General features: G+C 46.0%; 20 protein-coding genes, 2 tRNA genes and 1 pseudogene. 11 read left to right on the top strand and 12 right to left on the bottom strand.

The window, feature by feature from the left end; genetic code table 11:
* Nucleotides 1-3 precede the first annotated feature (3 nt).
* From G395_RS0127740 to G395_RS32355, 3 genes are all read right to left on the bottom strand, one after another.
* The gene (locus G395_RS0127740; RefSeq protein ID WP_026632969.1) at nt 4-486 is read right to left on the bottom strand and encodes an SRPBCC family protein; all 483 of its coding nucleotides are present in this window, start codon (nt 484-486) and stop codon (nt 4-6) included.
* Between the two features lies 1 nt (nt 487).
* Nucleotides 488-811, bottom strand: a complete 324-nt coding sequence (locus tag G395_RS0127735; protein ID WP_026632968.1) for an ArsR/SmtB family transcription factor — start codon at nt 809-811, stop codon at nt 488-490.
* 364 nt (nt 812-1,175) lie between these two features.
* Nucleotides 1,176-1,322 carry a hypothetical protein gene (locus G395_RS32355; RefSeq protein ID WP_157486861.1) on the bottom strand — a complete coding sequence of 49 codons (147 nt, stop codon included), beginning with the start codon at nt 1,320-1,322 and terminating at the stop codon, nt 1,176-1,178.
* Between the two features lie 27 nt (nt 1,323-1,349).
* On the opposite strand from G395_RS32355, the gene G395_RS33270 reads away from it, so the two are divergent.
* Together G395_RS33270 and G395_RS33265 are read left to right on the top strand one after the other, a co-directional pair.
* The gene (locus G395_RS33270) at nt 1,350-2,306 is read left to right on the top strand and encodes a sensor histidine kinase (protein WP_026632967.1); all 957 of its coding nucleotides are present in this window, start codon (nt 1,350-1,352) and stop codon (nt 2,304-2,306) included.
* On the top strand, nt 2,201-2,539 hold the full coding sequence (locus G395_RS33265) for a sensor histidine kinase (RefSeq protein ID WP_510185851.1): 339 nt from the start codon (nt 2,201-2,203) through the stop codon (nt 2,537-2,539). The genes G395_RS33270 and G395_RS33265 overlap by 106 nt, the downstream gene beginning before the upstream one ends.
* Nucleotides 2,540-2,609: 70 nt before the next feature.
* On the opposite strand, the gene katG is transcribed toward G395_RS33265, so the two are convergent.
* The 5 genes and pseudogenes from katG to G395_RS0127690 form a co-directional block, all read right to left on the bottom strand.
* Nucleotides 2,610-4,886, bottom strand: a complete 2,277-nt coding sequence (gene katG / locus G395_RS0127715) for a catalase/peroxidase HPI (RefSeq protein ID WP_026632966.1) — start codon at nt 4,884-4,886, stop codon at nt 2,610-2,612.
* Nucleotides 4,887-5,008: 122 nt separating this feature from the next.
* Entirely contained in the window at nt 5,009-5,506 is a 498-nt protein-coding gene (locus tag G395_RS31465; protein ID WP_051350452.1) for a GyrI-like domain-containing protein, read from the bottom strand.
* Nucleotides 5,507-5,682: 176 nt separating this feature from the next.
* Nucleotides 5,683-6,607 (bottom strand): annotated as a pseudogene (locus G395_RS30780) (helix-turn-helix domain-containing protein).
* A gap of 47 nt (nt 6,608-6,654) precedes the next feature.
* Nucleotides 6,655-7,554 (bottom strand): SDR family oxidoreductase, encoded by a 900-nt coding sequence (locus G395_RS0127700; RefSeq protein WP_026632965.1) that lies wholly within the window; start codon nt 7,552-7,554, stop codon nt 6,655-6,657.
* 412 nt (nt 7,555-7,966) lie between these two features.
* Nucleotides 7,967-8,039 (bottom strand) — tRNA-Lys (locus G395_RS0127690).
* Nucleotides 8,040-8,620: 581 nt separating this feature from the next.
* Between G395_RS0127690 and G395_RS0127685 the strand changes: the two genes are divergently transcribed.
* The 4 genes from G395_RS0127685 (at nt 8,621) to G395_RS0127670 (ending at nt 16,003) form a co-directional block, all read left to right on the top strand.
* A complete protein-coding gene (locus G395_RS0127685) occupies nt 8,621-13,675 on the top strand; it encodes a T9SS type A sorting domain-containing protein (protein ID WP_026632964.1) in 5,055 nt (1,684 codons plus the stop codon).
* A 161-nt stretch (nt 13,676-13,836) separates the two neighbouring features.
* Nucleotides 13,837-14,190 (top strand): YciI family protein, encoded by a 354-nt coding sequence (locus G395_RS0127680; RefSeq protein ID WP_026632963.1) that lies wholly within the window; start codon nt 13,837-13,839, stop codon nt 14,188-14,190.
* Between the two features lie 4 nt (nt 14,191-14,194).
* Nucleotides 14,195-15,331: an RNA polymerase sigma factor gene (locus tag G395_RS30775; RefSeq protein ID WP_310588939.1), complete on the top strand. Its 1,137-nt coding sequence runs from the start codon at nt 14,195-14,197 to the stop codon at nt 15,329-15,331.
* A gap of 285 nt (nt 15,332-15,616) precedes the next feature.
* A complete protein-coding gene (locus tag G395_RS0127670) occupies nt 15,617-16,003 on the top strand; it encodes a DoxX family protein (protein WP_026632962.1) in 387 nt (128 codons plus the stop codon).
* Between the two features lie 46 nt (nt 16,004-16,049).
* On the opposite strand, the gene G395_RS0127665 is transcribed toward G395_RS0127670, so the two are convergent.
* The gene (locus G395_RS0127665) at nt 16,050-16,544 is read right to left on the bottom strand and encodes an anthrone oxygenase family protein (protein WP_026632961.1); all 495 of its coding nucleotides are present in this window, start codon (nt 16,542-16,544) and stop codon (nt 16,050-16,052) included.
* Between the two features lie 182 nt (nt 16,545-16,726).
* On the opposite strand from G395_RS0127665, the gene G395_RS0127660 reads away from it, so the two are divergent.
* A tRNA-Leu gene (locus tag G395_RS0127660) sits at nt 16,727-16,808 on the top strand.
* Between the two features lie 122 nt (nt 16,809-16,930).
* Nucleotides 16,931-17,395 carry a hypothetical protein gene (locus G395_RS0127655; RefSeq protein WP_026632960.1) on the top strand — a complete coding sequence of 155 codons (465 nt, stop codon included), beginning with the start codon at nt 16,931-16,933 and terminating at the stop codon, nt 17,393-17,395.
* Between the two features lie 25 nt (nt 17,396-17,420).
* Here the strand turns inward: G395_RS0127655 and G395_RS0127650 are convergent, their stop codons facing one another.
* On the bottom strand, nt 17,421-18,035 hold the full coding sequence (locus tag G395_RS0127650; protein WP_026632959.1) for a deoxynucleoside kinase: 615 nt from the start codon (nt 18,033-18,035) through the stop codon (nt 17,421-17,423).
* 199 nt (nt 18,036-18,234) lie between these two features.
* Here G395_RS0127650 and trhO point away from each other — a divergent pair, with 199 nt between their 5' ends.
* Nucleotides 18,235-19,248 (top strand): oxygen-dependent tRNA uridine(34) hydroxylase TrhO, encoded by a 1,014-nt coding sequence (trhO, locus tag G395_RS0127640; protein ID WP_026632958.1) that lies wholly within the window; start codon nt 18,235-18,237, stop codon nt 19,246-19,248.
* Here the strand turns inward: trhO and G395_RS0127635 are convergent.
* Nucleotides 19,218-19,718: a GNAT family N-acetyltransferase gene (locus G395_RS0127635; protein ID WP_026632957.1), complete on the bottom strand. Its 501-nt coding sequence runs from the start codon at nt 19,716-19,718 to the stop codon at nt 19,218-19,220. The genes trhO and G395_RS0127635 overlap by 31 nt on opposite strands.
* Before the next feature lie 123 nt (nt 19,719-19,841).
* On the opposite strand from G395_RS0127635, the gene surE reads away from it, so the two are divergent.
* Nucleotides 19,842-20,609, top strand: a complete 768-nt coding sequence (gene surE / locus G395_RS0127630; protein ID WP_026632956.1) for a 5'/3'-nucleotidase SurE — start codon at nt 19,842-19,844, stop codon at nt 20,607-20,609.
* Nucleotides 20,610-20,624: 15 nt separating this feature from the next.
* Complete coding sequence (locus G395_RS0127625; RefSeq protein WP_026632955.1) at nt 20,625-22,202, top strand: GH3 family acyl-acid amido synthetase; 1,578 nt, start codon at nt 20,625-20,627, stop codon at nt 22,200-22,202.
* Here the strand turns inward: G395_RS0127625 and G395_RS0127620 are convergent.
* The gene (locus tag G395_RS0127620; RefSeq protein WP_026632954.1) at nt 22,199-22,813 is read right to left on the bottom strand and encodes a LysE family translocator; all 615 of its coding nucleotides are present in this window, start codon (nt 22,811-22,813) and stop codon (nt 22,199-22,201) included. The two genes, G395_RS0127625 and G395_RS0127620, sit on opposite strands and share 4 nt — an antisense overlap.

Here is a 22,813-nt window from a genome sequence, read left to right as displayed (position 1 = left end):
TGCTTATTTTATATGATATACAACTTCCTGCAATCTGTTGTGCGCCATATTAATGCCTTGTGCAAATGGCATTTTCAAGGTTTGGTCACGCAGCGCTACTGTTTTATAGACCAGATGCATGGTCAGCTTGCTGGTTTCATCTGTGATCCTTTCAAACTCCAGGAATTCGAGCTGAACAGCAAACTGGAACGGAGAGCCCGGCGTATTTTCCATTTCAAATGTCCGTGTAATTTTTTGGTTGGGAATATATTCCGGAAACACACCATTGGCCCTGAATACAACATTGCCCTGCGCATCGGATGTCTCGAACTCGTAGGCGCCATGTTTCCTGTTCTCCATTTTTACCACTTTTGTTCCCATCCATTGCGCTACGATCTCCGGCTCCGTGTAAGCTTTGAAAAGTAAATCCAACGGCAGATCAAACTCCCTTGTGATGAAAATTTCCTGCTTGCCATCTTCGGCGTGAACCTTGGTTTTGCGTTCCATATCATTTATTTGATTTATAATTTTTCATAATCGCCTCCAGCTTGTTAAACCGGTCGTCCCACATATCGCGGAATGGTTCGATGAAATCGGCCACTTCTTTCATTTTCTTTGCATTAATGTGATAGTAAATCTCCCGCCCGTTCTGGTGCTGTTCGAGCAACTCACATTCGGTAAGAATTGCCAAATGTTTAGAAACCGTAGGTCTGGCCGTATCGAAATTGGCAGCAATGGCGCCAGCTGTCATGGTCTGCGTCGCAACTAAAAGAAGGATGGCCCTTCTCGTCGGATCTGCTATGGCCTGGAAAACATCTCGTCTTAAATTCATTGCGTAGTTATTTGGCTACGAATTTAAATGTAGTCATTTAGCTACGCAAATTTTTCAGTAAATTTTTTTTAAGCCTGCTTTGTTGTTACTTCCATCGCTCAAACTATCACTCTATTAATGATGGATTACTTCTATCAACTTACTTTTTTGAACAAATAAAACATTATTCTTGCCGGGCTTCTGCTAATTCTTGGTTTTACAGGCTGCGAAACATCAACAAAAAGGGATCATGAACAAGAAATGGACGCGTGGATTGACAGCCTGGACCGCGATCGCGCAAAATTGGGATAAAGAAATGCATCCTGACATTTGACTCGCTAATGGCCACGATTGACGATCAAACGTTAAGTGACCGCATGCGCTACTACAAATTCATGAAAGTCCTCAGCCACAGGGATTCAACATTAACGAATGTGCCCGATATAGCAGCCGGATCGCCAGCATATCCTTCAAAGAAGAAAACTATAACAAGCCAAATGCTGAAAATCTCATCAAAAGCTGCCTGATCCATGACCCGGAAATTGACTGGTCATTAGAAGTGGAACAGGAATCGCGGCAGTTGCTTACCAGAATATATATTGAGACCAAAGAGTTTGACAAAGCTGCAGAGAAGCTTGCATTACTGAAAAAGTTGCCGGGCGCATTGAATAATCCTGCTACTGTGATTCTTTATCAAAAAATGGCAGCCTCTATTTTGTTTGGACAGGGAAAGTTTGAAGATGCGGAAACAATGCTCATCGCCGGTATGAAAGCCGACCGGGTGATGAAACTGAAAAAGAATGTAGAGAACAGAAGCGATGTTGGGCAGCTGCTGCAACAAATCCAGAATCAACACGAAGAAGAGCTCGTCGAGGAACGGGATACGCGCAAGGCTTTGCTGCTCATATTCAGCATTTTGCTGTCCGTCACCCTGGCAGCGATCGCTTACCTGATATGGCGCATTGCCCGGAAAAGCTTGAACAATTTGCGCGCTGTTACTGATTTGAACAAAGTAATCGCGCAAAGCAACATTGTATTGCAAGATACCGTAAATGCGCTGGAACAAGCTGAAATTGAGAACGAGCACGTTTTAAAGATCGTTGCGAATGATTTGCGTAACCCGATCGCGGCCATTACTTCCGCTTCTCACCTTGTGTTTTGGGACGAAACGCCAACAGAAGAACAAACAGAACTCATCACAAGCATTCAACAATCGGCCGGAAAGGCCAATACACTGATTAGTCAGATTCTGCAATCCAGCTCTGATCGCAAACGGGTTGCAAAAAGTGAGGTTGCATTGCAGGAGATCGTTCAGTCCTGTATTGATATGCTCAGCCACAAAGCCATTGAAAAACAGCAACGGCTGGATTATCTTTATGGCAGGTTATGGTGCCGGTTGACAGGGAGAAGATCTGGCGCGTATTCTGCAACCTCCTTAGTAATGCCATCAAATTCTCACAGAAAGGCGGGACCATCAGTATTAATCTTAAAAAACAGGATGATAAGGTCCTGTTAACAATCGAAGACAATGGGATAGGCATACCGGAAAGCGTGAAAGACGACGTATTTTGCCTTTGGGCAGTGCTAACAGATCCGGGTCGGCTGGTGAGCAATCGTATGGAATCGGTCTTTCTATATGCAAACAAATTGTGGAAGCGCATGATGGCCGGATCTGGTTCGAATCCGGGGAAGAGCGGGGAACTACGTTTTTTGTGGAATTGCCAATTTAATTTACAAAATATAAAATAACAAAAAGGATCGCCCCGGCTAACCGGTACGATCCTTTCTTTATAAAAAGCAACCTGGATAACAAACTGGCTTATTTGGTCAGATCAAATCTGTCCAGATTCATCACTTTTGTCCATGCCGCCACAAAATCCTTTGCGAATTTGCCACCTGCATCGGCGCTTGCATATACTTCTGCAACAGCCCTTAACTCAGAATTGGAACCGAAAACAAGATCCGCGCGGGTTGCCGTCCATTTAGGCTGCCCTGTGGAGCGATCGCTTCCGAGATACACTTCCTTGTCCTCACCCATGGCTTTCCAGGAAGTGTTCATATCCAAGAGGTTGACAAAAAAGTCGTTGGTCAACTTACCCGGACGTTCTGTAAACACACCATTTTTGGAACCGTCGAAGTTGATGCTCAGTGCGCGCAATCCACCCACCAGAACCGTCAGCTCCGGTGCTGTTAATGTCAGCAATTGTGCTTTGTCGATCAGCAACTCTTCCGTTGAAACCGCATAAGTTGTGCCCCGGTAGTTACGAAAACCATCCGCAGCAGGTTCAAGATAGCTTACTGATTCAATGTCTGTTTGCTCCTGAGAAGCATCCATGCGGCCGGGCGTGAAAGGAACAGTTACGGCATGACCTGCTTCCTGAGCCGCCTTTTCCACAGCTGCGGATCCGGCCAGAACGATCAGGTCGGCCAGGGACACTTTCTTGCCGCCCGTCTGCGTGCTGTTAAACTCGCCTTGAATGCTTCCCAAAACGCTCAGCACTTTCTGCAATTGCACCGGATTGTTCACTCTCCAGTCTTTTTGGGGAGCCAAGCGAACGCGTGCACCATTGGCACCGCCGCGCTTGTCCGAACCGCGGAATGTAGAAGCCGAAGCCCAGGCTGTGGAAACAAGTTCAGAAACAGTGAGACCTGATGCAAGGATATTCGATTTCAAAGCGGAAATGTCGCCGGCATCAACCAACGTATGGTCAACCGCGGGAATAGGATCTTGCCAGATCAGCACTTCTTCCGGCACTTCCGGTCCCAGGTAACGCGCACGCGGACCCATATCACGGTGCGTAAGCTTGAACCACGCACGGGCGAATGCATCTGCAAATGCGTCCGGATTTTCCAGGAAATGTCTTGATATTTTTTCGTACTCTGGGTCCAGCCTTAATGCCAGGTCAGTGGTCAGCATGGTCGGAGCGTGCTTCTTACTGCTGTCGTATGCATCCGGAATAATGTCGCCTGCATTTTTGGCAACCCACTGGTGCGCGCCTCCGGGGCTTTTTGTTAATTCCCATTCGAATGCAAACAGGTTTTCGAAGAAATTGTTGCTCCACTGCGTCGGTGTGGTTGTCCAGGTTACTTCCAATCCGCTGGTAATCGTATCCGCGCCACGGCCCGAACGGAAGCTGTTGCTCCATCCCAATCCCTGTGCATCTACATCGGCCGCCTCAGGCTCGTTACCTACGTGATCCGAAGGAGCCGCGCCGTGGGTTTTACCAAAACTGTGTCCACCCGCAATCAGTGCAACCGTTTCCTCGTCGTTCATTGCCATGCGGCCAAATGTGTCGCGAATATCTTTTGCTGCTGCAACAGGGTCAGGATTTCCATCCGGCCCTTCCGGGTTTACATAAATAAGGCCCATATGCGCAGCGCCAAGCGGTTTTTCGAGCGTCCGCGAGTGGATGCCCTCTCCTGGGTTTTCGTCTGATGATACAACGCCATGTCCGGCAACGCCTGCTACACCTTTTGCATAACGGTGATCATTGCCCAGCCAGGTGGTTTCCGCTCCCCAGTAAACGTCTTCATCGGGCTCCCAAACGTCTGCACGACCGCCTGCAAAGCCAAATGTTTTGAAGCCCATGGATTCCAGGGCAACATTACCCGTAAGGATCAGCAAATCCGCCCAGGAAAGCTTTTGTCCGTATTTTTGTTTGATAGGCCAAAGCAAACGACGCGCTTTGTCGAGACTGACATTGTCCGGCCAGCTGTTCAGCGGCGCAAAACGTTGCTGTCCCGAACCACCGCCACCGCGGCCATCGAACACCCGGTAAGTTCCTGCACTGTGCCAGGCCATCCGGATGAAAAGCGGCCCGTAATGTCCGAAATCCGCTGGCCACCAGTCCTGGGAATCCGTCATAAGCGCTGTCAGGTCCGCCTTTACAGCTTGCAGGTCAAGACTTTTAAATGCTTCTGCATAGTCAAAGTCCGCTTCGAGCGGGTTAGTTTTGGATGAATGCTGGCGCAGAATGTTCAGCTTCAATTGGTTAGGCCACCAGTCGCGGTTTCTGGTGCCACCGCCGGCAGCATGACTGTCCATAGAGCCGTTCAGAAACGGGCATTTGTCAATGTTATTTAAATCCTTATCCATTTTATGAGGTTATAGTTGAAAAGCTCATGCATCTTAACTTGTGGTTGGCAAGTTATGCTTTTGGAAAGGATAATCACAATCGATTAATTCTATAAATTAATAGGAAAAATCTATTCCTTGGTTTAGTCTTCGAGCAGGAAAACAATTTCCGTCTGCCATTTTTCCGGGTTTGGTTCCAACTCCGGATCGACCAGATAAAATTCCGTACGTCCACCCCATTCCGTTCTGCCGTTCTCCGTGGCCGACTTTTCGACAAGTCCCTGCTCCTTAATGTAATTCTCCAGCGCGACATGCGCTTGCATCATATCTTTAAAGTCTCCCGTATAAATGATGCTTGCATAATTTCCTGCTGGAAAAACACCGGCACGAATGTAACCATCGCCTTCAGCAGCCTCGTTTATAGGAAAACCAGCCTCACAATCCATCTCGCCGGATTGGTCCATTGATTTATATAGGAAGAAATCCGGTCCAGCAGCTTTAATGCCGCGATCCTCCATGTATTGCATAACTGCAGGAATCAATGGCGGCAGCACATCCGGGATTTGCTGCATGTGAATGGTTTCTGCGATGGCCAGGTAATGCAGCTCACCGCGGCGCTGAATGGTAGGTTCTGAAAGCATGATGGTTTTGTCATTTGTTTATCCTACAAATTTACCCATCCATGTATGACCACGAAGGGCTAATCACGACAAATAAAAGGGCAAATCGCGACAAAAAAACCCTGTCTGCCAGCGGCTTCCTTTGGACATTATAGACGAAGGATACTCGTCACCCACATGCAATTCCTGATAACGTCTCAGTTAAAGGACTGCCGGAATTCCATTGGAGAAAAATTGGTTTTTGTCTTGAAGAGTTTACTGAAGGATTGCAGATGTTCAAACCCCAACTCGTAAGCGATCTCACTAACAGACAGGTTAGTAGTAGAAAGCTTCTGCTTCGCCAGTGCGATTAGTTTGTTATGAAGGTGCTGTTGCGTATTCTGGCCGGTCAGCGATTTCAGCAGACTGCTCAGGTAACCTGGTGAAATGTTGAGGTTTTCAGCAATATACGTAACGCTTGGCAGGCCTTTCTCAACAAGCGCACCGCTGGTGAAATAATCGGTAAGCAAGTCTTCGAGCTTGGACAAGATCTCGTGGCTGGTAACCTTTCGCGTGATGAACTGGCGCTGGTAGAACCCTTTCCGAATAGGTCAGCAACAATTCCAGCTGCGCAATGATCACACTTTGACTGAACCGGTCAATATTGCCCTGATACTCTTGTTGTATGCTCTGAGCGATGGCGTTGAGCATCGTTTCTTCCTTGTCTGATAAAAACAGTGCTTCGTAAACTGAGTAATTGAAAAACTCGTATTGCTTGATGGTTTTGGCCAGGGGGGTGTTCCATAAAAAGTCCGGGTGGATCAGGATCATCCATCCTTCACGCTTATGGCTCCCACTTCCTCTCTCAATTTCCACCGCAAAAACCTGGCCTGGCGACATAAAGAAAAGCACACCCTCATCAAAATCCTGAACCTGCTGGCCGTATTTGAACTTAGTATTTGTCACCCTTTTCATGGCTATAGAATAAAAATCATAGATCATACTGAATGCATCTTCGGCCATCGGCTTGTTCAAATCCTCCATGTGCACCAGGCTGATCAGCGGGTGAGTCGGCTTGGGCAGGCCCGCGGCGCGGTGGTATTCGGTAATCGTACGAAAATGAAAAAGCTGTTTACTGTTCATAGCACTGATAAAGTTCGAGATTATTTAGGTTGCAAACCGCCTGTCACTTAGTTTTTAGTATAAATTCCGCTTTCAATAGCAGCAAGCAAGCTTGAATGCGTCGGATGCCAGTTCAATTGCTCCTGCGTGCGCTTGCTTGATGTCGGGCAATCGATAGCCGCCATATGAGCGAACCAGCCAAAATGTTCGGCCGCTGCTTCATGGGCAACCGACACGACGGGCATATTCAGCTGTCTGCCAATCGCTTCCGCTATGCTTTTAACTGGAATCGCCTCTTCCGCAACACCATGAAACCGGGCAGCAGCATCTGATGTGCCATGCTCCAAAGCGAGTCTGTATAGTGCAGCCGCATCAAAGCGGTGAACTGCATTCCATCGGTTCTGCCCGTCGCCAACATAAGCAGAGACTCCTTTTTCACGCGCTATATTGAGCAAAATGGAAACAAAACCATGATTATCATCTTCGCCATGTACCGATGGCGACAAGCGGATAACTGCAGCGTTAACTCCCAATGTCGCTACGGCATCTGCCGCTTGTTCGGACGCCCGCGGCCAGGCCGGATTGACCGGCGCAATGATATCTTCGGTGGCTATCCTTCCCGGACTTACCAATGCGGAACCGGACGTTACAATAAAAGGCCTGTCGGAACCCGCCAATATGTTACCGATCGTTTCAATCGCCACACTATCTGCCCGACAAACTTCCGCAAGCCGGGTAAAGTCATGGATGAAACCGGCATGAATTACGCCGTCGGCATGTGCCGCACCGCTGCGAAGGCTATCAAGATCTTCCAGATCGCCCCGGTGAACTTCCGCACCTGCATTGATAAGCTTTTGAGACGAAGCCTCCGAACGGGCCAGTCCCAACACCTGATGGCCCGCTCCAATTAATTCCCGCACAATGGCTGTGCCAATGAAGCCCGTGGCTCCCGTAACAAATACACGCATAACTGATCCTTTTTGTTTATGCAAAGATCGCTGGCGCCATTCGCCCTCATTTAGCCATATCTGCTTTTGGTTTAGCCAAAAAGCGGGTTGTTGGGATTGTGGCTAGGTTCGCGCGCCCTATTGTTGCAGGGAAGTTTGCAGATCCTCGAACTCACCGAATTACGCATCAAAAATTTGTAGAAAATTGAATATTTTGGGGTAATGCGGAAAGAAAAAAGCCTGCTAATCTTTTGATTTACAGGCTTTTGATGCTTTTTGTTATTTCTTCAAGTGATCCCGCTGGGATTCAAAGCCGATCGCGGCACCGCCAAGACCCATACATTAAAAGCGGCCGGCGTTCCGGTGTATTGCTCTTCCAACTGAGCTATGAGATTGCAATTAAACAAAAATAGCGCCCTTTGAGGCGCCTTTGTGATCCCGCTGGGATTCGAACCCAGGACCCATACATTAAAAGTGTATTGCTCTACCAGCTGAGCTACGGAATCGGTTGGTTATGTTTTGCTGCTAAACCTCAGCTTCTTTCCTCGTGTCCCGTTCCTCAATCGTGGTGCAAAGGTACACTTTTAAAATATCCTTCCAAATTACAGACAAAAGTTTTTGTGCTACACAGATTTCGAGAGGAACTAACGGTCTGTTAACAAGACAAATGACAGCGTAAAATTTTTTTCGGAGCTGTTGTGAATTTGTAATAACAGGAAAAATAGCCTCCCGGCCTGCCAGCGCAGATTATGGGCGAAAATAATACGTAGTTGAAGTGGAACTTTTTATTTTACGATTATTATATCTTCTTAATATTTTAATTTTCCCTCTTGCTACTAACAAAATAATTACTACATTTCGACAGATTATACTTCTACAAACGTATTCTATTCGTTATATCAATTATTTCCAAAAGTCATTAACTACTCTTTTTCAACTAGTTGCACTCTCCTACCATAAGATTTTCAATATTGGGTTCGTCCCTTCAACTGAAAACGCCAAAACTCCCTTTCCCGGAGTCTTTTCTTATGCTTTTTTTAACTAACCCATTCATTTAATTCTTCAAACATTTACTTTTTAAACATTGATGAAACTTTTACAGAAGTTAATTTTCGCGAGCGGGTTGCTCGGCCTCATGGCGGCAACCTCGGATGATGCGTTACGGAAAAATCAATTGGCTGTAGCATCGCAGGTTTATTGTGGGATCAAACCCGGGACCAATGAACCTTTAAAGTGGACGCACGACGAATTCCTTGGAAACGTGGGTGGAAAGCCGGTTTACACGATTATCCACCAAAACAGGATTTACATCAGATGGGACGGTAACCCGGATCCAAACCGTAAGAATGAGGCTTTTGAGAATACGGCCATTCTGCTTCACATGGACAACAACAAGTTCCCTAACAACACGGAGGGAAACCGGGTTGTTAATACTTGTATCAACTCCATCGACCCGAGTACAATGGGTAACACCTATCTGGGCACGCAGCAGGGAAATATGATTCCTTGTAACAATAAGCCTATCACAGATGGCTTAATGCTCGGAACGTATAAGGGTGGTGATGGTGTAAGAACATTTCAATATGCAATCATCAAGGATGGTTTGCTTCGTGTGAACTTTCACCGTGAAACGAACGGATACAGCAGGGATGCAATCTCAATGGGTTTGATCCGTCAGACGCTCGAAGGTGAAAACGGAAGTTTTATGAACCCGAATATGGGATTTTCATTGAACTATAACGAGGTCCTCAGCTGCTTCTGGAACGAACTTCCTAAAAACCCTGACTCGGTAGTAAACCCTGAGCCTAACTGTCCTGGCGGTCCTACTTTGGGAACGATCACCAATATTTCGCAAACTGCTTTACGCTTTTCGTACTCTGGCAACGGCATTCCTAACATCGACTGGAGAATAAAATCCGGGAACAATGTTCTGAGATCTGGTAAAACAGGAAATTTGTCTTCTACAAATGTTGATATTTCATTCGGCTCAATGGCAGCCGGAAATTATACTTTGGAAATTGAAGGTGGTGATTGCGCATCATCAGTTAGCTCGCAGGCATTTACGATAAACCAGGCTAATTGCCCAAGCGGACCATCTATTTCAAATGTCAGAAACGTCTCCCCTACCGGCCTTACTGTTGATTTCAACGGTTCAGGTGTTCCTAACCTGACATGGCGCGTGAAACAAAGCGGTAATGTTGTTAGAAACGGAAAAACAGGTAACCTAAGCACAAACTCGGCATCGATCTCCTTTAACAGTCTGGGTGCAGGCACTTACTCGATTGAAATCGAGGGTGGTGATTGCCTTTCTTCTGTTAGTACTTCTAATTTCACTGTCGTTCCCGGAAGCTGCCCTGGCGGTCCTACATTGGGCACGATCAGCAACATTTCGGCATCAGGTCTGCGTTTCCAATTTGACGGTAACGGCGTTCCTAACATTACTTGGAGAATCAAATCCGGTGCGGATGTAGTTCGTAACGGTAAGACTCCTGGCTTGACTTCTTCATTGGTTGACATCTCATTTGCAACACTCGGCGGCGGAAATTATACTTTGGAAATTGAAGGCGGCGACTGTATCTCAACAGTAAGTTCTAAAACGTTCTCCATCGGCTCGACGAACTGCGCAAGCGGCCCATCGATCTCTGGCATTACGAGTGTCTCAGCTACTGGCTTGACATTCAATTTCAACGGTGTAGGCGTTTCTACAGTAACATGGCGCGTGAAACAAAATGGCAACACGGTGGCAAGCGGAAAAACGGGCACTTTGAGCTCCAATTCAGCGGCTATCACATTCGGAAGCCTTGGAGCTGGTGGTTACACATTGGAGATTGAAGGTGGCAACTGTACTTCTGCTGTTAGTTCATCTAACTTCACGGTGTCAACACCAAACTGCGCAAGCGGCCCCGCAATTTCCGGGCTTAGGAATGTTTCGGCATCTGGCCTGACTGTTGATTTTAATGCTGTGGGTGTTCCGAATATCACATGGCGTGTTAAGCAAAGCGGAAACATTATCAGAAATGGAAAAACAGGTAATTTAACCTCAAATTCTGCTGCGTTGTCATTTGCAACATTAGGTGCAGGCACTTATTCTCTTGAAATTGAAGGTGGTGACTGCGTATCTTCGGTAAGCACTTCAAACTTTACGATTAACCCAGGCACTTGCCCTGGCGGTCCTACATTGGGCACGATCAGCAACATTTCGGCATCTGGTCTGCGTTTCCAATTTGACGGTAACGGCGTTCCTAACATTACCTGGAGAATCAAATCCGGTGCAGATGTAGTTCGCAATGGCAAAACGCCTGGCTTGACTTCTTCACTGGTTGACATTTCATTTGCAACACTTACCGGTGGAACTTATACATTGGAAATTGAAGGTGGTGACTGTATCTCAACAGTAAGTTCTAAAACGTTCTCAGTAGGTTCGACAAACTGCGCAAGCGGACCATCGATCTCCGGCATTACGGGTGTTTCTGCTACTGGTTTAACATTCAATTTCAACGGTGTAGGCGTTTCTACAGTAACATGGCGCGTGAAGCTAAATGGCAACACTGTGGCTAACGGAAGAACCGGAAGTTTAAGCTCCAATTCAGCAGCTATCACATTCGCAAGCCTTGCAGCGGGTAATTACTCTCTGGAAATTGAAGGTGGTAACTGTACTTCTACGGTAAGTGCTTCTAACTTTACGATTGCTACACCAAACTGCGCAAGCGGCCCGGCAATTTCGGGTCTCAGGAACGTTTCGGCATCTGGCTTGACTGTTGATTTTAATGCCGTGGGCGTTTCAAATATCACATGGCGCGTGAAGCAAAGCGGAAATATTATCAGAAATGGTAAAACAGGTAATTTAACCTCAAATTCCGCTGCATTATCGTTTGCCACATTGGGTGCAGGCACTTATTCTCTGGAAATTGAAGGTGGTGACTGCGTATCTTCGGTAAGCACTTCGAACTTTACGATTAACGCGGGAACTTGCCCTGGCGGTCCTACATTGGGCACGATCAGTAACATTTCGGTATCTGGTCTGCGTTTCCAATTTGACGGTAACGGTGTTCCTAACATTACATGGAGAATCAAATCCGGTGCGGATGTAGTTCGCAATGGTAAGACTCCTGGCTTGACTTCCTCACTCGTTGACATCTCATTCGCGACACTTGGCGGTGGAACTTATACATTGGAAATTGAAGGTGGTGACTGTGTATCAACTGTCAGCTCGAAAACATTCTCCATTGGCTCGACTAACTGCGCAAGCGGACCATCGATCTCCGGCATCACAAATGTTTCTGCTACTGGTTTGACATTCAATTTCAACGGCGTGGGCGTTTCTACAGTAACATGGCGCGTGAAGCTAAGCGGAAATGTAGTAGCAAGCGGAAAAACGGGCACTTTGAGCTCTAATTCAGCAGCTATCACATTCGCAAGCCTTGCAGCGGGTAACTACTCTCTGGAAATTGAAGGCGGCAACTGTACATCTACGGTTAGCACTTCAAACTTTACGGTTGCAACACCAAACTGCGCAAGCGGCCCGGCAATTTCAGGTCTTAGAAATGTTTCGGCATCTGGCCTGACTGTTGATTTCAATGGTGTGGGTGTTCCAAATATCACTTGGCGCGTGAAGCAAAGCGGTAATGTGATCAGAAATGGTAAAACAGGTAACTTAACCTCAAACTCTGCGGCGTTAACATTTGCTACGCTGGGTGCAGGCACTTATTCACTCGAAATCCAAGGTGGTGACTGCGTATCTACGGTAAGTTCTTCAAACTTCACTATCAATGCAGGAACTTGCCCAGGCGGTCCGACATTGGGCACGATCAGCAACATTTCGGCATCCGGCCTGCGTTTCCAATTTGACGGTAACGGCGTTCCTAACATTACCTGGAGAATCAAATCCGGTGCGGATGTAGTTCGTAACGGTAAGACTCCTGGTTTGACTTCCTCTCTGGTTGACATCTCTTTTGCAGCACTGGGCGGCGGAACTTATACTTTGGAAATTGAAGGTGGTGACTGTATCTCGACTGTTAGCTCGAAAACATTCTCCATCGGCTCGACAAATTGCGCAAGCGGCCCGACAATCTCAGGCATTGCTAATGTCTCAGCTACCGGTTTGACTGTTAACTTTAATGGTGTAGGCGTTTCATCTGTCACATGGCGGATCAGACAAGGCGGAGCGATAGTGGCAAACGGAACAACTGGAAATCTTTCCAGCAACTCTGCTGCGATCACCTTTGCAGCGCTTAATGCAGGCTCTTACTCACTTGAAATTCAAGGTGGCAATTGCGTATCAACGGTTAGTTCAAGCACATTTAATGTAACTACGGTTGATAACCGCCTTCCATGCGAGTACGGACCAATTTTGAAATCTGTCTACAACCAAACTGAGACTGGCCTGATATTTAACTTCCATGGTAACAATGTTGCCAGCATCGACTGGAAGATCATGCAAGGAAATACGGTAATGCGTTCTGCACGGGTTAATTTGACCAGTGACCGTCCGCAGATCAGCTACGCTGCGCTTGAAAGAGGTGACTACACGCTTCAAATTGAAGGCGGTTCTTGCAAATCAAGTGTTCAGACGATGGCATTTAAAATTGATGCAGTGCTTCCGATCTACATCGCCAGGTTTGCTGCTGCACCAGCGGAAGAAGGCGTTGAGCTTTCATGGAATGTGACTGACGAGCAGAATGGTAAAGGTTTTGAAGTGATCCGTTACGATAGCCAGGTGAAGGTTCCGAATGTGATCGGCGAGTTGCCATTGTCTGACAAGCGTGTTGGAGAATACAAATTCGTTGATAAATCACCGGTTTACGGCAACAACTATTACCAGCTGAAAATGGTCGACCAGGATGGTAAATTCCTTTCCAGTCGCATTGTTACAGTTCGTTATGAAGCTATTACAGGAGCATTTGTATCGCCTAACCCGGTTAGAGACGTTGTTAATGTTGAGTTTATTTCAAAATCTGCCGGAAAAGGAAGAGTTGAAACTTACAACATCAGCGGCATCAAACTGAATTCGGCTGAGCAGGATGTGGTTGAAGGAAAAAATACTTTACCACTGAATGTAACGGGCTTGAATGAAGGTCATTATTTCCTAAAAGTCTACTATGGCAATCAGGAAATGAACATGCGGTTCTTCAAGGTTCGCTAGTAATTAAATGTTTTGAGAAAAAGGGATGTGGCTCGCTGTCACATCCCTTTTTTGTTTGGTAAATAATTGAAAAGAAATACTTGCAGCAATGTCCTATTCGTCCATACTCATTTGTAATGGGGATGTAAATTATTTATCATTAACCATAAATTGAGAACAATATGGAAGAGTACATTGTAATTATGCGGTTGGATTTGCTGACCAAGGAAGCCCAGCCCTCGCCCGAACAAATGGAAGGCTTTATGAAGCAATATCATGACTGGGTTGGCGGCATTGCGGCCCAGAACAAATTCAGCGGCGGAAAGGGCTTAGCTGTCGAAGGGAAGGTGCTTAAACCAAACAATGTGATGACAGACGGGCCGTTTGTCGAAATCAAAGAATCGGTTGCGGGCTTCATCATCATTAAAGCAGCCAGCCTCGATGAGGCCGTTGAAATGGCACAAGCCTGCCCGATCCTGCATGGTGAAGGCAATAGTGTTGAAGTCCGGAAAATCATTTCTGTGCACGAAAGCTAAAACAATGCCCGACCACGGACCCGTCATCCCACATTTGTTCAGGACCGAATACCGGAAAATCGTATCCGTGCTTTGCAGGCATTTCGGGTTTCGGGAGATTGAGGTGGCCGAAGATATTGCAAGTGAAACGTTTCAGGCAGCCATGCAAGCCTGGGGCATAGAAGGCCTCCCGCCCAATCCGGCGGGATGGCTTTATAATACAGCGAAGAACAAAGCTAAAAACCACCTCCATCGGGAGTCCATCTTCCGGGACAAAATCGCGCAGGAATTGCAAAAGACCGCGCAACAATCAGACAGCGCCAAGATTGACCTTTCATTCCAAAACATTACAGACAGCCAGCTGCAAATGATGTTCGCAGTTTGTCATCCTTCCATCTCCCACGAATCGCAGATATGCCTCTCGCTGCGCATTCTTTGCGGGTTCGGAACCGACGAAATAGCGAGCGCCTTCATGACAAATAAAGAAGTCGTCAGCAAACGCATTTTCAGGGCGAAAGAAAAGTTGCGCGAATCAAAAGTGGCTATTGAAATGCCGCCTTTAACGGAAATTGAAGCCAGGCTGGAACCGGTTTTGAAGACCATTTACCTGTTGTTTAATGAAGGTTACTATTCAGTTAATCAAAACAATACATTAAGAAAGGATTTATGTCTTGAAGCAATCCGCCTTTGCACCATGCTGATCGAGCATCCCGAAACCAACAAACCGAAAGTAAATGCACTGCTGGCGCTGATGTGTTTTCATGCTTCGCGCTTCGATGCGAGAATGAATGACAACGGTTCCCTGATTCTTTATGACGATCAGGATTCGAGCCTTTGGAACACAGACCTGATCAGTAAGGGCGCTTACTTTCTAAAAATGGCCGGGCAGGGAAATGATTTGTCTAAATATCACCTCGAAGCCGGCATCGCTGCATGGCATACGCAACAGGCAGACAGCCCCCGAAAAGTGGGACGGGATTTTGCATCTATACAATCAGTTATTACAGCGCGAGTACTCCCCTATCACAGCGCTCAACCGCACCTACGCTGTTGCAAAAGTCAGGGGAAAAGCGGCCGCAATCGCAGAAGCAGAAAAATTGCAAATGCCCGACAATCACTTCTACTTTGCCCTCTTAGGAACGCTTTATACGGGTCTCGATGATCAAAAGGCAATGATGCACTGGCAAACCGCATTGTCCCTCGCCAAAACAGAAAGCGACAAAGAAGCAATCCGCAAAAAGCTTGCTGATTGAGCTAAGAAACTTCGATTGCCGCAATGGAATTGCCGCAATGGGATTGCCCCAATGGAATTGCCCCAATGGAATTACGGCAATCGAATTGTCGCATTGTACCCTCTAATTCGTCGTATTTACACTGCGTCTGTCGGCCGGATGTGCGGTAGATTTGTATCAACAAAAACAAACTCAACCATCAAACATTTACTGTCATGAAAACGACCCGCATTATTTTCTGGATTTCAACAACATTGATCTTTTTGTTTGAAGGCGTCATGCCCGCGCTCACTTCCCATACTGAAATGGCCCGCGAAGGAATCCGGCATCTGGGTTACCCAGATTATTTTGGCCCGATGATCACAGCCTTCAAAATTGCCGGCACAATAGCATTAATGCTGCCGCAAGTTCCGCCGCGCCTTAAAGAATGGGCTTATGCCGGCTTCGTCTTCGACTTCCTCTGTGCAAGCATCAGTATCACCGTCGTAGACGGATTCGGCTTCAACTCCATATTCCCGCTGATCGTTCTAGTCGTTCTCATGGTGTCATATTTCACTTATCACAAACTTCAAGCCCAGCAACATGGCACGCATGCCTTTTGATGCGCTGCATTTTTTTATAAACTAAACTAGAAAGGAATACTCCTTTCTAGTTTAGTTTATAAAAAGAAATCAATGTAAATACAAAGGCTGCAAATGCGCAGAAAGTGCGGACGGTATGAAGATTATTCCATGGCTGTTCGAACAATAAGCGATGTCTGGCAATCTCGCTACTAGTCGCTGTATTAATATCAAAGTTGGCCAGTGCGTCATTCAGTGGCACATTTCCGAAAATAGTAATTCCTAAAACGCCTACGACGTAAATGCTGGTTGCCGTTAACAGCATTTTGAGTTGAAAAGCATGTTGTAAGGAATAGCTAAGCCAGCTCGCCAGGATAAGCACCAGAACTGAACCCATGAACGAAGCGAAAAATGCAGGGTTCAGGATCGCTTTGTTAATCTGCTGCATTGCACGCAAATATTCCGCATCAGGCAATTTATGCAAGCCCAAATTAACCGAGCAGGAATAGGAATAGAATAAGCCGGCAGACAACCCCGTCAATAACGCAGAAATAACCAGGCTAGGGAAGTAAATGAAGTTCATGTGTTAATGGAATAGCAAGATGTAGTCATCACTCTTTAAACATGGGCAAAGTTAGCATCCTCATTCTCATTACAATAGAAAAAACCCGACATTGAACGACGGAAGTCTCCATAAAAAACACTCAAAAAACATTCCCAGAGCCTTGCGGCATATCATTTAAATAGTACTTTTGCAAAATCCTCGGCCAGGTGGTGAAATTGGTAGACACGCTACTTTGAGGGGGTAGTGCCTTCGGGTATGGGAGTTCGACTCTCCTCCTGGTCACAACCTGCGCTGTATTCCGGCGCAGGTTTTTTTATGGCATTCCTTTTTAAAAAATTAGCATATATTTACTATTAATTGGACGATCCCTGATTTTTCTTAATAGTTTGAAGGACTACCACCACATGAAAGTGATTGCGCTGCTTGGCGTTATTGGGCTCGTTTTTGCTTCCCAGTCTGTTTGCCACGCTCAGTGCTTGACCAAAGTGAGCCGATCCACGAACAAAACGGAATATTATCAAGTTGTTCAGCTGGTGGATAAAAAGGAATATCTGAGCCTGTCGAGGACGGGGGAAGAGAAGATTTTTACCTATCACAATGAAGAAGTAGAACTCATTTTTCACGTGCAAATGTTCACGGAAATAAGGTTTACAACCAAAGAAGGCACTTTTTCACTTTTTACAACCACTTCCGACCGCAATTTCTGGAACAAGTCATTTATGCTTTCCTCGCCGGTTACGCCTCAGGAACTGGAGAAAATGAAAGGCACATCCAAGATTGAAATCATCCTTCCCGAGGAGCGCAAGATTTACACATTCAGCCTTAAAAGCAATCAGATCCTCAACAAGGCATTAGCATGCGTGCTTTAATCGACATTTATTAATGGTCTGATTTTCAGATGTAAAACAACTCCTTGTTTAACCTGGAAACGATGTAGTTGAAATCGTCTGGATTAGAAGCAAAGTCCATTTGGTTTACATCAATTTCGATGATTTTGCCATGATCGTAATGTTTGACAAAATCATCATAATAATGGTTGAGTGCTGTCAGGTAATCGGTTGAAATGTCGGCTTCGAAGTCCCTGCCCCGCTTTTTGATTTGCGAAACCAGCTTCGGAATGTCTGCTTTGAGGTAAATCAACAGATCCGGTTGGGACACGGTCCGTATAATGGATTCAAAAAGCAAAAGATAGGTTTGGTAATCCCGCTCGGTCATCACGCCGGACTCATGCAGATTTCTTGCAAAAATAAATGCATCCTCGTAAATGGTCCTGTCCTGAATAATGGTCGAGTAAGTGGTTTCGCGTATTTTCTGGACCTGTGCGAAGCGGTTATTAAGGAAAAAGATTTGCAGATTAAATGCCCAGCGATCCATATCCTGGTAAAAATCAGCAAGATAGGGATTGCCTTCGACGGCTTCGTACATGACGTCCCACTTGAAATATTCACCCAGCATTTGGGTTAATGTCGTCTTGCCTGCGCCAATGTTGCCAATGATTGCAATGTGCATAATGTGAACGGAGTAATGCTTGGGAATGCGTTGATTGCGGTAAAAATATAGAAATCATTTCAATAGTTTGCTTCGTGCAAAAGTCCAATTCGCGCATTTTCGTTAAAGTGCGTTTCTTCGTATATTTGCACCTGATTTGGGGGAAAGAGCTGCGTGGACATAACCCTTTCCTCTTTGGAATACATCAACTAATGCAACAATGAAGCCTTTCAAGGTAATTTTATATTATTTCTATGCGCCCATCGAAGACACGGAAACGTATCGCGATGAGCATCATTTGTTCTGCGTGCACCACAATCTTCTGGGCAGGATCATCATTGCGCCGGAAGGTTTGAACGGAACAGTTTCCGGCACACCGGAAGACTGTGAGGCTTATATGAATTACGTGCGTTCGGACAGCCGGTTTAAGGATGTGCAGTTTAAGGTGGAAGAGCATGATAAAGTGGCTTTTCAAAAATTGCATGTCCGGGTGAAGGACGAAATCGTCAATTCCGATCTGGGTGTTGATCCGCTGGTCCGCACGGGTAAGCATTTGGAGCCGTCTGAATTTAAGGAAATCCTTAACGATCCGAATGTGGTGCTTGTGGATATGCGCTCGGATTATGAGCATGAATTAGGCAAATTCAAGGGTGCGATCACATTTGATATGCATAACCTCCGCGAGCTGCCTGATCACATTCACGAGATCGAACATTTGAAAGATAAGAAGATCGTAACCTATTGCACAGGCGGCATTAAGTGCGAAAAAGCAAGTGCTTATCTGCTCGAACAGGGTTTCCAGGACGTATATCAGCTACATGGCGGCATTATCCGTTACGGGCTGGAAGAAGGCGGGGAAAATTTTGATGGTAAATGCTACGTTTTTGACAACCGCATTGCGGTTGAGGTTAACAAAGTCAATCCAACCGTTATCTCCCGCTGCTACATCTGCGACGAACCTTGCGACCGCATGATCAACTGCGCCAATGCAGAATGTAACACGCACGTGCCGGTTTGTCACAAATGCGGTGAAGAAATGGAGGGTGCATGCTCACCTGAATGTAAGGCGCACCCGGACAAACGCACGTATGACGGAACGGGATATTATGTGAGCAACAGCAACCATTACCATCCACTGCAAGGCCTGAAAAGTCAGAAGAAGAACATTAAAAAAATGAAACTGGCCCAAAGAACTGAACCGGCTCAACAAGTCAGTTCTTTTTCCAACACATAATCATTCATCCAGTAAGGACCAATGGGAATGTCCTCCTGGCCTGTCACTGCAAAGCCCATTTTTTCATAAAATCCCTTTGCCTTATTGTACCGGTTGACATTTAAACCTAATTTTTTCCCACCGACCGACTTTACATAATTTTCAACCGCAGCCAGGAGATATTTTCCCGCACCCGTTCCCTGCGTGGAAGGAAGTACATATATTTTATGTAACTTAAACTTTTCCCGGCCTTCTTCGGAAACAGATGCAAAACCTTCCGGCTTGCCGTCGTTCAACAAGATCAGGAAGGAATGCTGCTCAACGATAAACTGACGCTCGAGAGACTCGGGGGAATATATTTTTTCAAACATATAGTCAATCTGTTCTCTCGTAAGTATTTCACTATAAGTTGCTTCCCAGGTCTGTTCCTGAATTCCGATGATGGTTGGGATGTCGGCTGTGGTTGCAGGCTTTATTGAGAATGATGGCATAATGCTTAATTTTGACTCATAGCAGTTACAAATAAATCTTTTTTCAACCTAAAAACCGCATTACTTCATTCGTCAGTTCGGACTTTTAAACCCCTTAATGTGACCGGCGATAAGTAGAATTATATGAGACCCCTTATTTTAGTTACAAATGACGATGGCATAACGTCCAAAGGAATCCGGACATTGGTGGAAGTGATGCAAACCATTGGAGAAGTGATCGTTGTTGCGCCAAACAGCCCGCAATCCGGGATGGGCCATGCTATCACGATTGGCGAACCGCTAAGACTTTATTCCACACATATTTTTGAAGGCGTTGTTGAATATGAATGTTCCGGAACACCTGCCGACTGCGTAAAACTGGCTAAAAATTATGTTTTGAAGGATCGCAAACCGGACCTGGTCGTGAGTGGGATCAACCATGGAAGCAACAGCTCGATCAGCGTGCTTTATTCCGGGACCATGTCCGCAGCCATAGAAGCTGCGATAGAAGGTATTCCGGCGATTGGGTTTTCATTAACGGATTACCGGGAAGATGCGGATTTTGATCATGCCATTCCATTTATCAAATCCATTACTGAAGAAGCGCTCAAAAACGGCATACCGAACGGCATCGCACTGAACGTTAACATTCCTGAGAAGACGGACCTACCGTTGAAAGGCGTAAAAGTTTGCAGACAGGCGCACGCAAAATGGCAGGAAAAATTCGATTATCGCGTAGACCCGAACGGAAGAGGTTACCTGTGGATGGCAGGCGAATTCGTGAATTTTGACACCGAAAAAGAGGATACCGATGTCTGGGCACTGGATAACAACTACATTTCTGTTGTGCCGTGCCAATATGATCTGACAGCGTATGAGGCGTTAAAACAGCTTTCGACCTGGGATTTATAATTTTAAAATTCAGCTATGGCATTAGTAGGGAGTTTATTAAAAAAAGGAATTCATATCAGCAACATTGTTGCTAACCGCAGGAAAGCAAGTCTTCACATTCAGCAAAAAAAGACGCTGGCGAAATTGCTGGCCAAGGCGCGCTACACAGAGTTTGGAGAAAAATACAATTTTGACGAGCTGCTTTCATCCATATTGTTCAGTGAAAAAGGCGCTTATTACGAATTATACAAGAAAACAGTTCCGGTTTACGATTACAACAAGATCTTTAACGAATGGTGGCACCGTTCGCTTGAAGGAGAAAAAGACATTTGCTGGCCCGGCCAGATCAAATATTATGCATTAAGTTCAGGAACTTCCGAGGCTGCTACGAAGCACATTCCGGTCACCAAGGCCATGTCGCGCGCGATCCAGAAGACCAGCATCCGCCAGATCCTCTCGCTCGGACATTATAAGGATCTTCCCAATGATCTGTACGAAAAAGGCTTCCTGATGCTCGGCGGCAGTACAAATCTGAATAATCAGGACAAACATTTTGAAGGCGATTTAAGCGGCATCACGGCCAAGCAGATTCCCTATTGGTTCAGGCCTTACTATAAACCCGGCGAAAAAATCGCGGCGCAAAAAGATTGGGGTTTGAAACTGGAAGAAATTACAAAGCAGGCGCACGAATGGGACATTGGGTTCATCGTGGGCGTTCCGGCGTGGATCCAGCTTTTGATGGAAAAGATCATTGCGCATTATAACGTAAAGACCATTCATGATATATGGCCCAATTTGCAGGTCTTTGCGCACGGTGGCGTCTCGTTTGAGCCTTACAGAAAGGGTTTCGAAAAGCTGCTGGCAAGGCCATTGATCTACATTAACACGTATCTTGCCTCCGAAGGATTTATCGCCTACCAAACCCGCCCGGGCGCAAAAGGTATGGAGCTGGTTTGTGACAATGGGATTTTCTTCGAATTTATTCCCTTCAACGAAAAAAACTTTGACTCAGAAGGAACATTGTTATCCGATCCTGAGACCTTAATGATTGATCAGGTTGAAGAAGGGAAAGAATATGCATTGCTGCTGTCGACCTGTGCCGGATCATGGCGTTACCTGATCGGTGACACAGTTAAATTTGTGGACAAAGCGAAAGGTGAAATTGTCATTACAGGACGTACGAAGCATTATTTGAGTCTTTGCGGGGAACACCTTTCGGTCGATAACATGAACAAAGCCGTCGATCTGGTTTCGGATGAGATGGGGTTAACGGTTAAAGAATTCACTGTCTGCGGCATTGAATACGGTTCTATGTTTGCGCATCATTGGTATATTGGTGTAGAAGAAACGGATGTGAATGCAGAAGAGCTCAAAACCAGACTGGACGCCAAACTAGCAGAGCTTAATGATGACTATGCCGTGGAAAGGCGTCATGCATTGAAGGAAGTGTTTGTTACTGTGCTGCCGAACAAAGCTTTTTACGACTGGATGAATGCCAAAGGCAAAATGGGCGGCCAGCACAAGTTTCCGCGCGTTTTCAAGAATTTCCTGATGGACGATTGGAAGGGATTTTTGCAAAAGAACAGCTACATAACGGAGCCTCCTTCGCATTAACGCAGAAAATTGACATAAGCAATCTGGCAGGCGATCAGGATAAAAACGACGCCTGTCACTTTGTTAAATATCGTGACCACTCTTGGCGTAAAAACACGTTTCAACTTGTGCGCAAAGATCGCAATGCCACATTCCACCAGAAAGACCGCCACTACACTCGCCGCAAAAAAAACAAGCACCTGGTGATAATTGTAATGCAGATTGGTGCGGATATAGGAAGCAATGGTGACCCAGCTGATAAAATTCACCGGATTCAGCCCATTCAGAAAAAAACCGGTTGTGAAATAATAAAGAAGATTGCCGAACCGGGTTGTCGGATAGGCGATTTTTGGCTGACCTTTAATCAAATTTGTTAGCCCTAACGCGATCAGGAAAAATACGCCGGCACCAGCCATCCACTTCTTGAAATCGGGAATATCGGGCAGTAATGCAGTTCCGTAGATAGCGAAGAAAACAAAAATAATGTCGCAGACGAAAACGCCTAATGCGATCTTCACGCCGGTTTTATAACCGTTATCAACACTGTTTTGGACCAATGAGAAAAAGACGGTCCCAAAAGTGAGGCATAATCCTATTCCCGTAAGCGTCCCATAGAAAAGCGATTCAAGCAT

This window comes from Dyadobacter alkalitolerans DSM 23607 (assembly GCF_000428845.1).
GTDB lineage: Bacteria > Bacteroidota > Bacteroidia > Cytophagales > Spirosomataceae > Dyadobacter > Dyadobacter alkalitolerans.
Note: the sequence above shows the minus strand (reverse complement) of the source record. Positions and strands in the feature narration are given on the sequence as shown.

Excerpts from the sequence above, each read along its gene's own strand:
- G395_RS0127685 (WP_026632964.1), top strand. The coding sequence starts at position 8,621 with ATGAAACTTTTACAGAAGTTAATTTTCGCGAGCGGGTTGCTCGGCCTC.
- G395_RS0127620 (WP_026632954.1), bottom strand. The coding sequence starts at position 22,813 with ATGCTTGAATCGCTTTTCTATGGGACGCTTACGGGAATAGGATTATGC.
- G395_RS0127625 (WP_026632955.1), top strand. The coding sequence starts at position 20,625 with ATGGCATTAGTAGGGAGTTTATTAAAAAAAGGAATTCATATCAGCAAC.
- G395_RS31465 (WP_051350452.1), bottom strand. The coding sequence starts at position 5,506 with ATGCTTTCAGAACCTACCATTCAGCGCCGCGGTGAGCTGCATTACCTG.
- G395_RS0127735 (WP_026632968.1), bottom strand. The coding sequence starts at position 811 with ATGAATTTAAGACGAGATGTTTTCCAGGCCATAGCAGATCCGACGAGA.
- G395_RS0127650 (WP_026632959.1), bottom strand. The coding sequence starts at position 18,035 with ATGCACATTGCAATCATTGGCAACATTGGCGCAGGCAAGACGACATTA.
- G395_RS0127740 (WP_026632969.1), bottom strand. The coding sequence starts at position 486 with ATGGAACGCAAAACCAAGGTTCACGCCGAAGATGGCAAGCAGGAAATT.
- katG (WP_026632966.1), bottom strand. The coding sequence starts at position 4,886 with ATGGATAAGGATTTAAATAACATTGACAAATGCCCGTTTCTGAACGGC.
- G395_RS0127680 (WP_026632963.1), top strand. The coding sequence starts at position 13,837 with ATGGAAGAGTACATTGTAATTATGCGGTTGGATTTGCTGACCAAGGAA.
- G395_RS30775 (WP_310588939.1), top strand. The coding sequence starts at position 14,195 with ATGCCCGACCACGGACCCGTCATCCCACATTTGTTCAGGACCGAATAC.
- G395_RS32355 (WP_157486861.1), bottom strand. The coding sequence starts at position 1,322 with ATGGATCAGGCAGCTTTTGATGAGATTTTCAGCATTTGGCTTGTTATA.
- G395_RS0127700 (WP_026632965.1), bottom strand. The coding sequence starts at position 7,554 with ATGCGTGTATTTGTTACGGGAGCCACGGGCTTCATTGGCACAGCCATT.
- trhO (WP_026632958.1), top strand. The coding sequence starts at position 18,235 with ATGAAGCCTTTCAAGGTAATTTTATATTATTTCTATGCGCCCATCGAA.
- G395_RS0127665 (WP_026632961.1), bottom strand. The coding sequence starts at position 16,544 with ATGAACTTCATTTACTTCCCTAGCCTGGTTATTTCTGCGTTATTGACG.
- G395_RS0127635 (WP_026632957.1), bottom strand. The coding sequence starts at position 19,718 with ATGCCATCATTCTCAATAAAGCCTGCAACCACAGCCGACATCCCAACC.
- G395_RS0127655 (WP_026632960.1), top strand. The coding sequence starts at position 16,931 with ATGAAAGTGATTGCGCTGCTTGGCGTTATTGGGCTCGTTTTTGCTTCC.
- surE (WP_026632956.1), top strand. The coding sequence starts at position 19,842 with ATGAGACCCCTTATTTTAGTTACAAATGACGATGGCATAACGTCCAAA.
- G395_RS0127670 (WP_026632962.1), top strand. The coding sequence starts at position 15,617 with ATGAAAACGACCCGCATTATTTTCTGGATTTCAACAACATTGATCTTT.